Annotated in this window: 10 protein-coding genes; 2 read left to right on the top strand and 8 right to left on the bottom strand. The window is 51.9% G+C overall.

Annotation, left to right across the window (positions count from 1 at the left end; genetic code table 11):
* Window positions 1-96: 96 nt before the first annotated feature.
* The 4 genes from AC3ISQ_RS01005 to metE all read right to left on the bottom strand — a co-directional run bounded on the left by AC3ISQ_RS01005 (window position 97) and on the right by metE (window position 5,260).
* A complete protein-coding gene (locus AC3ISQ_RS01005; protein WP_489350148.1) occupies window positions 97-1,098 on the bottom strand; it encodes a FecCD family ABC transporter permease in 1,002 nt (333 codons plus the stop codon).
* The gene (locus AC3ISQ_RS01000; RefSeq protein WP_489350147.1) at window positions 1,095-2,051 is read right to left on the bottom strand and encodes an ABC transporter substrate-binding protein; all 957 of its coding nucleotides are present in this window, start codon (window positions 2,049-2,051) and stop codon (window positions 1,095-1,097) included. Before AC3ISQ_RS01000 ends, AC3ISQ_RS01005 begins: the two co-directional genes overlap by 4 nt.
* A gap of 7 nt (window positions 2,052-2,058) precedes the next feature.
* On the bottom strand, window positions 2,059-2,856 hold the full coding sequence (locus AC3ISQ_RS00995; RefSeq protein ID WP_489350146.1) for an ABC transporter ATP-binding protein: 798 nt from the start codon (window positions 2,854-2,856) through the stop codon (window positions 2,059-2,061).
* Window positions 2,857-2,989: 133 nt separating this feature from the next.
* Window positions 2,990-5,260, bottom strand: a complete 2,271-nt coding sequence (metE, locus tag AC3ISQ_RS00990; RefSeq protein WP_489350145.1) for a 5-methyltetrahydropteroyltriglutamate--homocysteine S-methyltransferase — start codon at window positions 5,258-5,260, stop codon at window positions 2,990-2,992.
* A gap of 106 nt (window positions 5,261-5,366) precedes the next feature.
* Between metE and metR the strand changes: the two genes are divergently transcribed.
* Both metR and AC3ISQ_RS00980 read left to right on the top strand, forming a co-directional pair.
* Window positions 5,367-6,311, top strand: a complete 945-nt coding sequence (metR, locus tag AC3ISQ_RS00985; protein ID WP_489350144.1) for an HTH-type transcriptional regulator MetR — start codon at window positions 5,367-5,369, stop codon at window positions 6,309-6,311.
* 157 nt (window positions 6,312-6,468) lie between these two features.
* Entirely contained in the window at window positions 6,469-9,063 is a 2,595-nt protein-coding gene (locus AC3ISQ_RS00980) for a hypothetical protein (protein WP_489350143.1), read from the top strand.
* Between the two features lie 50 nt (window positions 9,064-9,113).
* Here AC3ISQ_RS00980 and AC3ISQ_RS00975 read toward each other — a convergent pair whose 3' ends face one another.
* From AC3ISQ_RS00975 to AC3ISQ_RS00960, 4 genes are read right to left on the bottom strand one after another with little or no spacing between them, the layout of a single operon-like run.
* Window positions 9,114-10,235: a porin gene (locus AC3ISQ_RS00975; RefSeq protein WP_489350142.1), complete on the bottom strand. Its 1,122-nt coding sequence runs from the start codon at window positions 10,233-10,235 to the stop codon at window positions 9,114-9,116.
* Window positions 10,236-10,280: 45 nt separating this feature from the next.
* A complete protein-coding gene (locus tag AC3ISQ_RS00970) occupies window positions 10,281-11,411 on the bottom strand; it encodes a phosphotransferase family protein (RefSeq protein ID WP_489350141.1) in 1,131 nt (376 codons plus the stop codon).
* Window positions 11,408-12,502: an aminoglycoside phosphotransferase family protein gene (locus AC3ISQ_RS00965; RefSeq protein WP_489350140.1), complete on the bottom strand. Its 1,095-nt coding sequence runs from the start codon at window positions 12,500-12,502 to the stop codon at window positions 11,408-11,410. The genes AC3ISQ_RS00970 and AC3ISQ_RS00965 overlap by 4 nt, the downstream gene beginning before the upstream one ends.
* On the bottom strand, window positions 12,492-14,327 hold the full coding sequence (locus tag AC3ISQ_RS00960) for an ABC transporter ATP-binding protein (protein ID WP_489350139.1): 1,836 nt from the start codon (window positions 14,325-14,327) through the stop codon (window positions 12,492-12,494). The genes AC3ISQ_RS00965 and AC3ISQ_RS00960 overlap by 11 nt, the downstream gene beginning before the upstream one ends.
* Between the last annotated feature and the right edge of the window lies 1 nt (window position 14,328).

Raw genomic sequence — 14,328 nt, 5'->3', positions numbered from 1 at the left:
TAACGTTCTCCTGTAATTAGAGGGATAACGACTGATAATAACGGATTGCAATAATGAAAAAGTACGAGCAAGACAACAAAAACGCATACGTAACGATCAACGCTTAAACAGGATCATCAATACAAAAATGCCCCCCAGCCCAGCGGTGATCACACCAATCGGTAATTCCTGTGGCGCCATTAAAGTACGGCTGAGCAAATCACCGGCAGTCAGCAATAGTGCGCCAATAATGGCGACCAGCGGCAGCAACGAGCGATGGCGCACGCCACACAATGGACGAGCCAAATGCGGCACCATCAGGCCGACAAAACCAATCACCCCGGTTAATGCCACCAACGCCGAGGTGGCTAACGCGCAACAAAGAAAAACCTCACTGCGTAGCTGGGTCAGGTTAACGCCCAGCGAACTGGCGGTCTGCTCCCCACTCAGCAAAGCATCCAGTGCTCGCCAACGAAAACAGATAAATCCCCCCAACAACAGATTGGCTGCGACCGCTAGCCAAAGGTTATCCCAACTCGCCAATCCAAGGCCGCCTAACGACCAAAACAGAACGGCGCTCGCCGCACGCTGGTCGCCAGTGAAAACCAGATAATTAGTCAACGCACCAAACAAAAATGAAATCGCCAACCCGCTGATAACTATGCGATCTGCCCCTTTATTCTGCTGTAATCGCAGTAACAACATCACCGCCACGGCAGACACCAAGCCACCAGCGAATGCAGAAATGGGTAAGGTCCAGTGACCTAACCGATCGCCTAAACGTGTCATCACTGCGACCGCGCCAGCCGAAGCGCCGGAAGACAAGCCAAACAGAAAGGGATCTGCCAATTCATTACGCGTGGCGGTTTGCAGTAATGCTCCCACCATCGCTAAACCAGCACCGGTCAATGCCGCCAACAACACGCGCGGAATACGCAGCTCAATCACGATCCTGGTAACCATCGGTGATACTGGTTGGTCATTCAACCCCAATGCAGCTAACAGTTGAGTCTGCGGCAACACCGTCGTGCCGACGGCGATACCGACCAACATCAGAACCGCCAATATCACTAATAACAGCAGCGCGATCGCGAAATAGCGCCATCTATCAGCGATCAACGAAACGCCTCCGGGTACAGCGTGTGTGCCAATTTCTCTATCGCCGCAATATTGGCTGGCCCAGGTGTCAACTCCGCGTATTGCAGGCGTAAATAACGTTGATGACGTACTGCAGGGGTATGCTTCATTAACGGATGCGTGGAGAGAAATTGCTGAGACTTGTCTGCGCCGCCAGCCTGTTGATAGTCCAACAACACAATCAAATCCGGTTGCTGAGTCGCCACTTCTTCCCACGACGTCGTTACCCAACTGGCCGCCAGCGTATCCATCACGTTTTTGCCACCAGCAGCTTCAATCAATGCCGTTGGCATCGCATATTTACCGCTGGTGAAGGGTTTGTCCTCGCCAGAGTCATAAACAAAAACTTTTTGCACTGATTGCTGCCCGATACGCCGCTGCAATGCAGTCAGCCGTTGTTTCCATTGATTGACCAATTGAACGGCTTGAGATTCTCGACCAAAGATTTTGCCCAGTTTCAACATATCGTCGTACAGCAGCGCCATCGTGGCGCGTGACCGGGATTGTTGAGTCCAGATGCAGCTTTCGCTTAATACCAAGGTTTTGACGCCATACTTTGCCAACGACTTTGGCGTAACGTCGCCGCCGATTTTCATGCCGTAATTCCAACCAGCAAAGAAGAAATCTGGGTCAACCGCCAACAGGATTTCCAATGAAGGATATTTGGGTGCCAACTCAGGAATATCGCCCTGTTGACGTTGGAATTCAGGGGTAGATTTGTACCAACCAGAAATACCGGTCAAGCCAACGATTTGCGGTTGTAGTCCTAACGCGAACGCCATCTCAGCCATATTCAAATCGTTGATCACTGCCCGTTGCGGCGGTGCGTTAAACGTCAGTGGCTCACCACAACTGTCCACGGTGACAGGAAAGCCAGAAGCCAGCGCCGGTTGTAATAACCACCACAATAGGCTGATTAACCCTATATTTTTCATCGAGATCTCATCCTGCACACTGCGGCGCTTCAAAAATATGTAACGGCTTACCGGTTTGCGGATGGGGAATGACGAAGCTATCCAAACCAAACACCGCCTGAATACAATCTGCGGCTAGTGCCCGTGCTGGGATGTCGCATCGCACCAAACGACCCTGTTCAATCACCGCCACCCGATCAGCAAAAGGCGCGACCAATGCCAGATCGTGCAGCACGGCAATCACCGCAATACCTTTACGCTTTACCCACGCCAACAAACTGGCACGCGCCAAGGGATCAAGATGGTTAGTGGGCTCATCCAACAGCAACAGTCGTGGCGTTTGTGCGAAAGCACGAGCCAGTGCCGCCCGTTGCCGTTCGCCTCCCGAAAGTTCCCCGAGCCTACGGTGTTGCAGTGGCTGCAAACCGGTTTCTGTTATCGCCTGACTGATAATCTGCCGATGGCGCGACGCACAATCCTCACAGTGATAAGGCAACCGACCTAATTCGACGTATTCACCTACGGTGAGATGGGGATGTTCATTATCATTTTGCGCCAGCAAAGCGATGGCCTTTGCGCGCTGCAAACGGCTGAGTTGCGATAAGTTGCGCCCCTCAAACCGGATTTCACCAGACGTAGGTTTGAGTTCACCGGTTAGCGTGCGTAATAACGTGGATTTGCCGCTACCATTGGGACCAATAATCGCCAGACACTCCGCGGGTTGTAGGCTCAGATCAATATTGGATAGCAGTGGTTTGCCGCTAACAGTAGTTAGCGACAATCGATCTAACTGCAAGAAAGCGGCGTCAGGCGTTTGAACGGGCACCAGAGGATAACCTTATAAATCAAGATATGTTATAACGTAACATATACGAAAAATATAATGACCGCAATCCTCTGCCAAGCCGTAATAAAAAAGGGTGCCGAAGCACCCCATCATCCTATCAATCCGCTGTGAATTACACTTGCTCACGCAACCGCTGTGCCGCCAACACCATGTTCGCCAGTGACTGACGGGTTTCTGGCCAGCCACGGGTTTTTAGGCCGCAGTCCGGGTTCACCCACAAGCGCTCAGCCGGGATGTTCTGCGCCGCTTTACGCAGCAACGCTTCGATCCACTCCACACTGGGTACGTTTGGTGAGTGAATATCGTACACCCCGGGGCCGATTTCATTCGGGTATTCAAACTCTTTGAACGCTTCGAGCAGATCCATATCAGAACGTGAAGTTTCGATGGTGATCACATCGGCATCCAACGCAGCGATAGAATCCATGATGTCGTTGAATTCGCAGTAACACATGTGGGTGTGGATCTGTGTGTCATCCTGCGCCACAGCGGCATTCAGTTTAAACGCGTCAACAGCCCAATTCAGGTAAGCCGCCCAGTCGGACTGGCGCAGTGGCAAACCCTCGCGCAGCGCCGGTTCATCGATTTGGATGATGCCGATACCGGCTTTTTCCAGATCTTCCACTTCGTCACGCAGCGCCAGTGCAATTTGCTTGGCGATCACTTCACGGGTCACGTCTTCACGCGGGAATGACCAGCAAAGAATCGTCACCGGACCAGTCAACATGCCTTTGACTGGTTTGTCGGTCAGCGATTGTGCGTACTTCGCCCATTCGACGGTAATCGCTTCCGGACGGCTGATATCACCGATAATCACCGGGGGTTTCACACAACGGGAACCGTAGCTCTGTACCCAACCGTTTTGGGTGAACACGAAACCATCCAGGTTTTCGCCAAAGTATTCCACCATGTCGTTACGTTCGGCTTCACCGTGTACCAACACATCCAACCCCAAGCGTTCCTGCTCGACAATCGCCTGTTTGATGTGTTCACTGATGCTGGTACGGTAGTTATTGCCGTCCAGACGACCTTGTTTGAAGTCCAAACGCAGGCCACGGATTTCGGTGGTTTGCGGGAAAGAACCAATGGTGGTGGTCGGCCAAGCAGGCAAGTTGAAACGATCGCGCTGCGCTGCCGCACGTTCAACGTAAGGACGCTGGCGTTCACTGTCTTGCGCGGTAATCGCCGCCAGACGTTTTTCCACCTGCACGTTATGCACTCGATTTGATTGGCGACGAGCACGGATTGGTGCACTGTAAGCATCCAACTCGGCTTGCTTGCTGCCTGGTGCGTTGAGTGCAGCGCTCAGCAACGCTAGTTCGGCGCATTTTTGCAGAGCGAAAGCGAACCAGCTTTTCACCTCTTCGTCCAAACGGGTTTCTACGCTCAGATCGATCGGGCTATGCAGCAACGAACAGGAAGTCCCAATCCACAGGTTACGGCTACCCAGCAGCGGTTGCAGACGTTCGAACCAACGACTCAGATCGGCGCGCCAGACGTTACGACCGTTGATCACTCCCAGTGACAACAACCACTCTTTCGGCAATGCCTGATTCAACGCAGCAACGTCGTCGTGACCCGCCACCAGATCCACATGCAGCCCTTGTACTGGCAGTGCGCGGATCGTCTCGAGGTTATGCCCTACGCTATCGAAGTAAGTGGTCAATAACAGTTTTACTTGCCCTTGCAGCGCGTCGTAAGCCGGTTTAAAGGCATTCAGCCACTGTTGCGGCAACTCAAGCACCAGAGCGGGCTCATCAATTTGTACCCATTCGATGCCGCGTTTCGCTAGCTCGGCCAGCACTTGCTGATACACCGGTAAAATATCGTTCAGTAAAGAGAGACGATCGAACTGTTCACCCTTCACTTTGCCCAGCCACAGATAAGTCACCGGCCCCAGCAGTACTGGTTTGATTTTATGACCGAGTGCCAGCGCTTCGTCGACTTCGTCCAGCAGTTGCGTCCAACCGAGTTTAAACTGCTGACCCTTGTGGAATTCCGGCACCATGTAGTGGTAGTTGGTGTTAAACCATTTGGTCATTTCTGCCGCCGCCGCTGGCTCACCAGTCGGTGCCCGGCCACGACCGATGCGGAATAAAGTGTCCAGATCGATGGTGCCATCTTGGTTTTGATGACGTGCCGGTACGTTCCCCAGCAACAGGCTGGTGGTCAGGACATGATCGTACCAAGCGAAATCGCCGACTGGCAGCAGATCCACCCCGGCTTGCTGTTGTTGTTGCCAGTGGCGAGCACGCAGCTCACGGCCAACCGCCAGCAGTTCTTCCTGCGTTGAATTACCTGCCCAGTAGCTTTCTTGCGCTTTTTTCAATTCGCGGCGCAGACCAACGCGTGGAAAACCCAGTGTGTGATTTAAAATTGCCATCGTCATATTTCCCCATTTAGCCGTCCAGATGTTTACACATCTATAATCCGCAGGTACTGTATGTTTCACAAGCGCAACATTTTCACTGTCACTGTGAAGGACTCTCATGATCGAACTGAAACACTTACGGACGCTACAAGCACTGCGAAATACCGGTTCGCTGGCAGCGGCGGCGGCACAACTGCACCAGACTCAATCGGCTCTTTCGCACCAATTCAGCGACTTGGAGCAACGGTTGGGCTTTAAACTGTTCGTTCGCAAGAGTCAGCCGCTGCGCTTTACCCCGCAAGGTGAGATCCTATTACAGTTGGCAGAGCAGGTGCTGCCACAGATCCAACAAGCGCTACAGGCTTGCCATGAGCCGCATCAAACCACGTTGCGTATCGCCATCGAATGTCATAGCTGCATTCAATGGTTGACCCCAGCGCTAGACAACTTCCGTCAGAGCTGGCCGCAGGTGGTGATGGATTTCAAATCCGGTGTGACTTTTGATCCGCAACCCGCCTTGCAGCAAGGTGAGTTGGACATCGTGTTGACCTCCGACATCCTGCCGCGCAGCGGTTTGCACTATTCACCGATGTTTGATTTTGAAGTGCGGTTGATATTGGCTCCGGATCACCCACTGGCGAATAAACCGCATATCACGCCGGAAGATCTCAGTGACGAGACACTCATGATTTACCCGGTGCAGCGCCAACGGCTGGATATTTGGCGCCATTTTCTACAACCTGCGGGAATTAACCCAACGCTGAAAAATGTCGATAACACACTGTTGCTGATCCAAATGGTATCGGCACGCATGGGGATCGCCGCCCTGCCACACTGGGTAGTAGAAAGCTTTGAGCGTCAGGGATTAGTTGTAACAAAAACCCTTGGTGATGGCTTATGGAGCCGCTTGTACGCTGCCGTTCGTGACGGGGAACAACGCCAAGCCGTGACCGAAGCCTTTATCCGCTCAACACGCCAGCACGCCTGCGATCATCTGCCTTTCGTGCGTGATGCGGCTCGCCCAAGCGCTGGGCTCGTTGCAGCAAAATCTTTGGCCTCATAACCTTGATTCATCGGGTTGCCTGCGCTTGGGCAGCCTGACCTCATCTTTTCCGCACGCATCGCGCCATGCAAATTCAGAAAAAACGATTACAGTAATTTAATAGAGTAAATATCCCACTCGTGTTTTATTGACCACTTTTGAGGCGCTTATGGACGTTATGCGTTACTTTTCCCGAATGGTTTTTCTCTGCACGTTACTGTGCAGTACCACGTTATGGGCAGCGGATACTCCAGCACCAACCACTATTGCCCCTTGGCCACACAGTCTGACGCTTTCCGGCACCGAAATGATGTTGCACCAACCCCAGCTAGATAGCTGGCAAGGTGATCAACTCAAAGGCCGGATGGTGGTGGCGGTGAAAACCGGTACGGTGACCGATGCCGACGGTAAGAAGCAGGATAAGATCAGCTACGGCGTCGCTTGGTTCAGCGCACGTAGCGAAACAGACAAAGAACAGCGTTTAGTCACGCTGAGTAATATCAAGATCGATAAGGTCAATTTCCCGACCGATACCAGCAATCAACAGCATTATCTAGATCTTTTACAGCAAGCTCCGCAAAAAACCTTGCAGGTCAGTCTCGATCAATTGGAGTCCGATCTGGCAATCCAAGACAACGCACCGCAGCAAAATGTAAAAGTCAGCAATGCGCCACCGAAAATCATCTTCGCGTTCCAACCCGCCACACTGGTGCTGATCGACGGTGAGCCAGCTTGGCAAGCCAGTGGGCAAAGCGGTGTACAACGTGCGATCAACACCCGTTCATTGCTGCTGAAGAAAGACAGCACGCTGTATATTTATTTTGCTAATCAGTGGTACACCTCTGCCAATCTGAACGGCCCGTGGACGCAAAAGCTGACGGTGCCAGTTGAAGTCACCAACGCCATGCAAGCTGCGGTAAAAGACAAAAAAGTGGTCACCGGGCCGGAAGGGAAAACCAAAGTCACTAAACCGGCAGAAATCTACGTGACGACCACGCAGAGTGAACTCATTCAGATTGATGGCGATCCGCAATTTATCCCCATTGCCGGTACTCAACTGTCTTATGTTAGCAATACGCCGTCAGACGTATTTATCGATGCGAAACAGAACAATAACTGGTATGTGTTGGTTTCTGGTCGCTGGTTCCGCGCAGAATCTACTAACGGGCCATGGCAGTACGTGGCGGGGGATAAACTGCCGGCAGATTTCGCCAAGATCCCATCCGATAGTCCAAAAAGTGCGGTGTTAGCGTCGATCCCCGGTACGCCAGAAGCCCGCGAGGCGATGATCGCCAATGCGGTGCCGCAAACCGCCAGCGTGTCACGTAGCAAAGCATCATTGAACGTCAGCTATGACGGTGGTAGCGCCAAGTTCAAACCCATTACCGGTACGCCGCTGAAATACGCTTGGAATACCGATGTTCCGGTGATTGAAGTGGACAGTCACAGTTACTTTGCGGTGAAAAACGGCGTTTGGTTTAGCGCCACTGGCTCTCGTGGCCCATGGGTTATCGCCACTGCCGTACCGGCGGTGATCTACACCATTCCGGCAGACTCACCGTTGCACTATGTCACTTACGTGCGGATTTATGGCAGCACTAGCGATGTCGTGTACGTTGGTTATACACCGGGTTATTACGGTACCGTGGTCAGCAATGGCGTGGTGGTGTACGGCACCGGTTATCCGTGTAACGCTTGGGTCGGCAACGTTTGGTACAGTTGCCCGGCCACTTACGGCTATGGCAGCAGCTTCGCGTGGGACCCTGCCATTGGTTGGAGCTTCGGCTTTGTCAGCGGTTGGATCTGGGGCAATGCTTGGAGTAATCCTTGGTGGGGACCGTGGTATGGCTACTATCCACCGTATCATCCCGGTTACTGGGGCGGCGGTGTTTCAGTTTACAACGTCTACAACCACTGGGGTAACACCGTGGCACAAGGTGTTCGTACCGACTGGAGCAACCCGTGGAATGGTCATTACGGCAGCAATGTGCGCGGGAGTTTCTACAACAGCGCTACTGGCGGTCACGGCTATGGCTACGCCGGGCGTGACACCAATGGCTATACCGGCGTCACCCGCGCGGCCGCTGGCGATGTCCGTTTCAACCCACAGACAGGACGTGCCGTCGCCGCTCATGGCGCGGGTGCCTACAATCCTAACACTGGCAACGCCATTGCGGGTGGTGAGCGCAACAGCGTGAACACCAACACCGGCCGAGCCACTCATAGCCAAAGCGTTAGCGGCAATACCTCACAGGGTGCGGGTAAAGCTGGCAGCTTTACGACTGTCGGTAAAGATGGCGTCACCCACGGTTCCGGCTATGTGCATTACAACAAAGAAACCGGTCAGGTCACGCACGGTGGAGTGGTCAACGGTCCCGATCACGTTTACGCCGGGCGTGATGGTAATGTTTACCAATACAACAATGGCGGTTGGCAGAAGATGGATACCAGCGGCAAGTTCGTCAGCAGCAAGCCACCGGCAGAAGTGAATAACGCTCAGTTGGCACGTTCACGCGGTAGCGAACGCCAGTCCGAACGACAGCAAAGCTTGCAATCTCAGCCACAGGCCAGCCAAGAACAACGGCAGCAATTCCAGCAACGTGCTCAACAAAACAATGGGCAGTTGCAGGAACGGCAGCAACTCCAGCAACGCGCTCAACAAAACGATAGGCAATTGCAGGGGCGGCAACAAAATCTCCAGCGTTTCCAAGGCGGGTTCGATCGCAGCAACTATGTGCCACGCTTCCAAGGTCGAATGGGTGGTAGACGTTGATAACATCTGGGGCGCGGTACAAGTCGCGCCCCTTTATTTCTTATCATAAATCAGAAATAAACCCGCAACCCTGCACCAGCCAAATGGTTGACCTTCGCATCATCAACGGTGGAATCACTCTCTTCTCGAGCCACTTCTACCCACGTCACTACCCGTTTGGTAAATTCATAATCACTTCCGACCACATAACGTTGTTCCTTCCAATCTTTTGCATCTTTATTTCCGTCTTTCAGATAATAACCAGCATAGACATTACCCTTTCCCCAATCCCAATTACTCCCTAGACCAAGAAGATTGGCCTTGGGTGTCCCTTTTATTTTTTTGTATTCATTTTTTGAACGCTTATTGGCATTTTTAAAACGCAGCTGCCCATAATCAACCGCAAAAGAAAGATTTAATTTATCAATTTCATATTCAGCGCTAACTCCCCATATTTCCTCTTTCAGAGCCTTAATTTTCTCTGTGGTACCTTTATAGTCTTGAGTCGTGCCATCATTTGCACCATTACCTTCTGCAGCACCATAGCCAGCGGCTAATTTCATTCCGAAATCCGAACGGTAAAATGCTGCCAAGGTATATGCATTATCGATATCATTCACATCAGTGCCATTTTGCAGAGTGTAACTACCGCCTGCACTGATCCCGTTAACTTCGGTGCTCATGATCTTTACACTCTTAGAGACACGACCAATAAAGTCGTTTTTGCCTTCATCAGAACTCCCCGTTGAGCGACCTATATACTCATCGCCAAAGTCCAGAACGCCCCCATACTCGTAGGTGTAATCTGATGCAGAGACATCATCGAACGGAGATAAAATACGCCCTACCGAAATCTCGCCCACATTTGCCTTTTCAATCCCGACATAGCCCAGACGATTTTCTAATTCGAACTTATTTTCTGCCGCTTGGGTATCTACACCATATTCTAAATAGCCAATGCCCTTCATGTCGTTACCTAAATCATGAGCGATAGCAAAGCCAATACGCGAACTTTCATCTTTTAAATGTGTACTTTGTTTTCCCGGCTCATTTTTGTCGGTAGTTTCCAACATAATGCGAATAGAACCTTCAATATCAAAAGTCGTTCCATCCTTTTGATAAAGATTAACCGCATGTGCAGATCCCGTCGTCATTAATAATGACAACATTGACATTGATAGTATTGTTTTCATTTTCCCTCTCGAATTAAATTATTCCATTACCTAACTGGTGATGTATTAAAGTTTGTGATGTTCAATATCACGGATAATTTTAAGGATCATTTTTTGCCACGCAGGCCTCCATAGATAAACGCCCAGTAAGCGGATCCAGCTCAGTTCGGCATAAATATGGGCACGCCTGATTAAATCTTCTTCGGGCGACCAACCATTCAAAAACGCTTGTTGGGCTTGTTTAAAACGAGCAAAACTCAGCCATTCCGTCGTCGGGTGCAACCAAGCTTGTTGATAAGCTCGTAGCCGCAAATGTGCCAGCACGTTCCCTAGATCCAATGCGGGATCGCCCAACGAAGCGGTATCAAAATCCAGCAATGCGAGTCCCGCAGGGGTGAATAACACTTGTTTATCATGCAAATCACGGTGCAATACCGAAAGATTTTCGCAGGTTAAACGTCTTAATTGCTGAAACAGCTGTTCACTCTGCTGACGCAATTTATCAAGTTGGCATGGTGTCAGTAGCTCCGACAACACCATACTCGTCAACCCAGCGCTCACTACCTGATATTCATCATCCAACACGTACTCAGGCAAAGCGGGTTTGATAGACAACCGATCGCGATGACAAGCCCCCATCACTTGACCAAATTGCTGCCAATGTTCGGCCAGTGCACTATCAGACAGTGCCGATGATGCCCCCAGTTGCGCCAGCGTTTGCCCCGCTAAAGGCGCGGTGACTAGCGAGCTATCATCAGAGTGAATGATCTCCGCCAGAACCACATGCCTACCATAATGAGCGATAACATCACGTTGTTTATCCACCAGTTTTGGCGCTTTGCCCGCCTTAACAATCTTGATGAAACCTTGTGCAGAGCGAATCACTGCGCGTTTCCCCCAACGATGGACAATCACCGTCGCCGAAGAGTCTTGCCGATAAGCCTGTTGCAAATGCTCATTTAACGTCGGTAAAGCAGGATCGACACCATAAGGATGCGCAGTGAGAGTGAACGGCTGCGCTTTTCCATCGCCATGCAAAATAGCGGCATGCCGGCGATCAAGTTCATCTGACGACGTCATTTCCACAATGGTGTGAGTTAAGCACGGCTTAGACGAACCATGAGAAAATCGAGGCCAAGCTCGCCGCAGCAACCAAACACCACCGGTTGGGTCCGTCAGTTTTTCAGGTAAGATCATTCCAGCACCGCCTGCGCATACTGTAACCGGGTCATGACCTCGTTTTGCCACGTTGGTGAACCGTAACGGTAAGGTTCTGCCGCACGCTGCACCAAGGCATGAGCCACCCAGGCGCGTAACGCGGGATAGGCCAACGTAGGTAATTGCACGGCCCCCTGTAGTAACTCAACAGCTAACAATGCCCCCACATCCATCGCGGGTTGACCATAGCCCAGACGATCGAAGTCGATCAACTTGGCTTGCCCGTGCTCATCCTCTGACCAAATGATTTGATCGGCGGAGAAATCCCCGTGCACCACACAAGGCGTTTGCTGTAACGAGGCCAGCACGCCCTGCTGTATCCGCTGGTTCAGCGTACGGATCAACTCACGTTGCTCGGGCAACAACCATTGCAACGTGATCTGAGCCTGTTCCAAAACGTGGTGCGACCACGCGGCGTCGTAATGAGGCAATGGCAACATATTCATGTTTACTGCATGTAATCGCGTTAAAACCTCCAAGGCACTTTGCAAGCCACCCGAAGGTAAACGAGCGGCAGTTTTTCCATCGAGCCACTGTAGTTTCAGCATATTATGTATCGGATCGGCTTCAAGTAACGCTGCCCCTACACCCGCTTGATGTAATGGAGTTAATGCACTGACAGTGGCCGGCGACCATTCAGCCAACAGCCTGACTAATGAGCGTGCCCCTTGGGTGTCCTCCTGCCGCAGCACAATACGGCGTGCCGGGCGGTATTTCAGCAGTGACCATTTCGCATGCGAAAGCGGGTCACTCATAAACTGCCAGCCTTTATGCAACAACGGGTCTAGCGCTAAGTTACCTAGCAATATCCCTGATTCGGTGCTGTACAGTGGTAATCCATAACGGGTTGCCAACTTGTGGAACTTGCGCATTTTGGCGGGATCATAGTGGTAATAAGCCCATCCACCGCGGGTGTTCCCCCCCAATTCCCCGCTGATTTCAGCCCAAACCGAAGTATTGGGTTTCACACGCAGATAGTGGCATTCGATAGGCTTCCCCACCGCTTGGGTAAATACCGTACTGTTGAACGCCGCCTGAATTGCAGTAGGACTCGTAAGATCAATGACCATTAATTGCTCCTGAAACTTCAGCGACACGTGTGACTTCCGCCTGCCATTGAGCAAATCGGCTCGGTATCGCTAATAGTTCTTCGCGAGTGCCGATTTCGACGATTTGACCCTCCTCCAGCCAAACGATACGATCGCAGCGCATCGCCGTATCAAAATCGTGGGTGACAACTAGCGTGGTACGAGCCTTGGTCAGTTTCCCTAAACTGCTCAATACGGCCTGAGCGGTTTGGCTATCCAGACCCGATGTCACCTCATCGAGGATGATCACTTTGGCATCGCGCAGCAGAGCTCGCGCGATAGCAATACGTTGCCGTTGCCCACCCGACAAAGTTTCACCACGCTCACCTAATACGGTATCGAACCCTTTAGGCTGCACCTGAATAAAGTCCAGCGCATCCGCCATACGGGCGGCTTCAACAATCTCAGCATCGCTGGCAGCCAAATTCCCCATACGAATGTTGTCTTTAATACTCATGGCAAACAGCACCGATTCTTGATGCACAATGGCAATTCGCGACCGCAAAGATTGGTAAGTAAAGTCATGCACCGGAACACCATCCAAGCAGACTCGCCCTGCGGTCGGATCTTGCTGACGTAATACCAACGACCCCAAACTGGATTTCCCAGCACCAGAACCGCCCACCAGTGCGATATGTTCACCGGGTTGAATATGCAGATCGATACCTTTCAGAATCGGCGTACCGTCATAAGCTGACCAAACCCCCTCAAAGCGCAACTCACCGCGTAGCGATGCAGGGCAAGGGAAAGCGCCGCGGCGATCGGTGATAGTAGGTCGTTGATTCAATAGCGTCATGACCCGTTCACCAGAAGCTGTCGCACGCGCGATACGGCCGGTGTACTTGGCAACATCACGTAAAGGTTTCATGGTGGTTTTCATATAGGTAAGGAACAACACCAAATCACCCGGCGTCATGTGACTACGCAACACCTGCCAACCGCCAAAACACAGCACCGCACCAGTAGCCAGTGCCACTAACACGTCAGTACTGCGTTCCAGTGCCGCCGCCAAGCGTCGTGCTCGTACTCCTTCCACCAACGATTTTTGGTTCGAAGATTGAAAACGACTACTCAATTCATTTTCCAAACCATATGCCTGTACGACAGCAATCGCTCCCAACGTCTCATGCGCCTGCGAAGCCAGCGCCCCTTCCTGTTTACGAGTTTTACGCGCAGCAGTAGTGATTTTTGGGGCGGAATATCTGGACGTCAGAGCAAACAACGCGGCACAACCCATCACGCAGAGCGTCAATGGCGGATCGATCCACAACATCACTCCGGTCATCGCCAACAGCGTCATAATGTTGCCAATCAGTGGCAAACCCGCCGTAACCGCGACTTCTTGAACTCGCCCAATGTCTGCAACCAACCTCTGCACCAAATCACCTTGTGGCGTGGTGCGGTGATATTGCACACTCAAGCGCTGCACATGATGGTAAACATCTGCCCGTAAGCGAGTCGCAATTCGGCTCCCCGTTAGCGCAAAAGACAGTGTGACCAGAAAACTGGCCAACGCCCGCATCCCCGCAAGTACGACCGCACAACCACCGCAAATCATCAGCAATTGCAACGTCGCTGGCGCTACATTGCCACCCAAAGTGGCACCCAGTGAGATAGACAAAGCATCAATGACGTACTTCACTGGCCAAGGCTCTGCAATGCGGAACAGCACTTCCATTGCCATCGCCAGCACGCCGCCTGCAACCAACTTTTTCTCTCGACGCAGGTAGGGGGCAAGATGACGTACACTTTGCCGTAACCCAGAGTCAGGCGGACATGAGGAGTCATGTAATATTGTTTGCGTCATG

This window comes from Serratia sp. KH_031 (assembly GCF_057839655.1).
This window is presented reverse-complemented; position numbering and strand designations above follow the sequence as displayed.

Bases quoted from the DNA above. Each gene is read 5' to 3' on its own strand.
- metE (WP_489350145.1), bottom strand. From the start codon at position 5,260: ATGGCAATTTTAAATCACACACTGGGTTTTCCACGCGTTGGTCTGCGC.
- AC3ISQ_RS01000 (WP_489350147.1), bottom strand. From the start codon at position 2,051: ATGAAAAATATAGGGTTAATCAGCCTATTGTGGTGGTTATTACAACCG.
- AC3ISQ_RS00980 (WP_489350143.1), top strand. From the start codon at position 6,469: ATGCGTTACTTTTCCCGAATGGTTTTTCTCTGCACGTTACTGTGCAGT.
- AC3ISQ_RS00975 (WP_489350142.1), bottom strand. From the start codon at position 10,235: ATGAAAACAATACTATCAATGTCAATGTTGTCATTATTAATGACGACG.
- AC3ISQ_RS00965 (WP_489350140.1), bottom strand. From the start codon at position 12,502: ATGGTCATTGATCTTACGAGTCCTACTGCAATTCAGGCGGCGTTCAAC.
- metR (WP_489350144.1), top strand. From the start codon at position 5,367: ATGATCGAACTGAAACACTTACGGACGCTACAAGCACTGCGAAATACC.
- AC3ISQ_RS00970 (WP_489350141.1), bottom strand. From the start codon at position 11,411: ATGATCTTACCTGAAAAACTGACGGACCCAACCGGTGGTGTTTGGTTG.
- AC3ISQ_RS00960 (WP_489350139.1), bottom strand. From the start codon at position 14,327: ATGACGCAAACAATATTACATGACTCCTCATGTCCGCCTGACTCTGGG.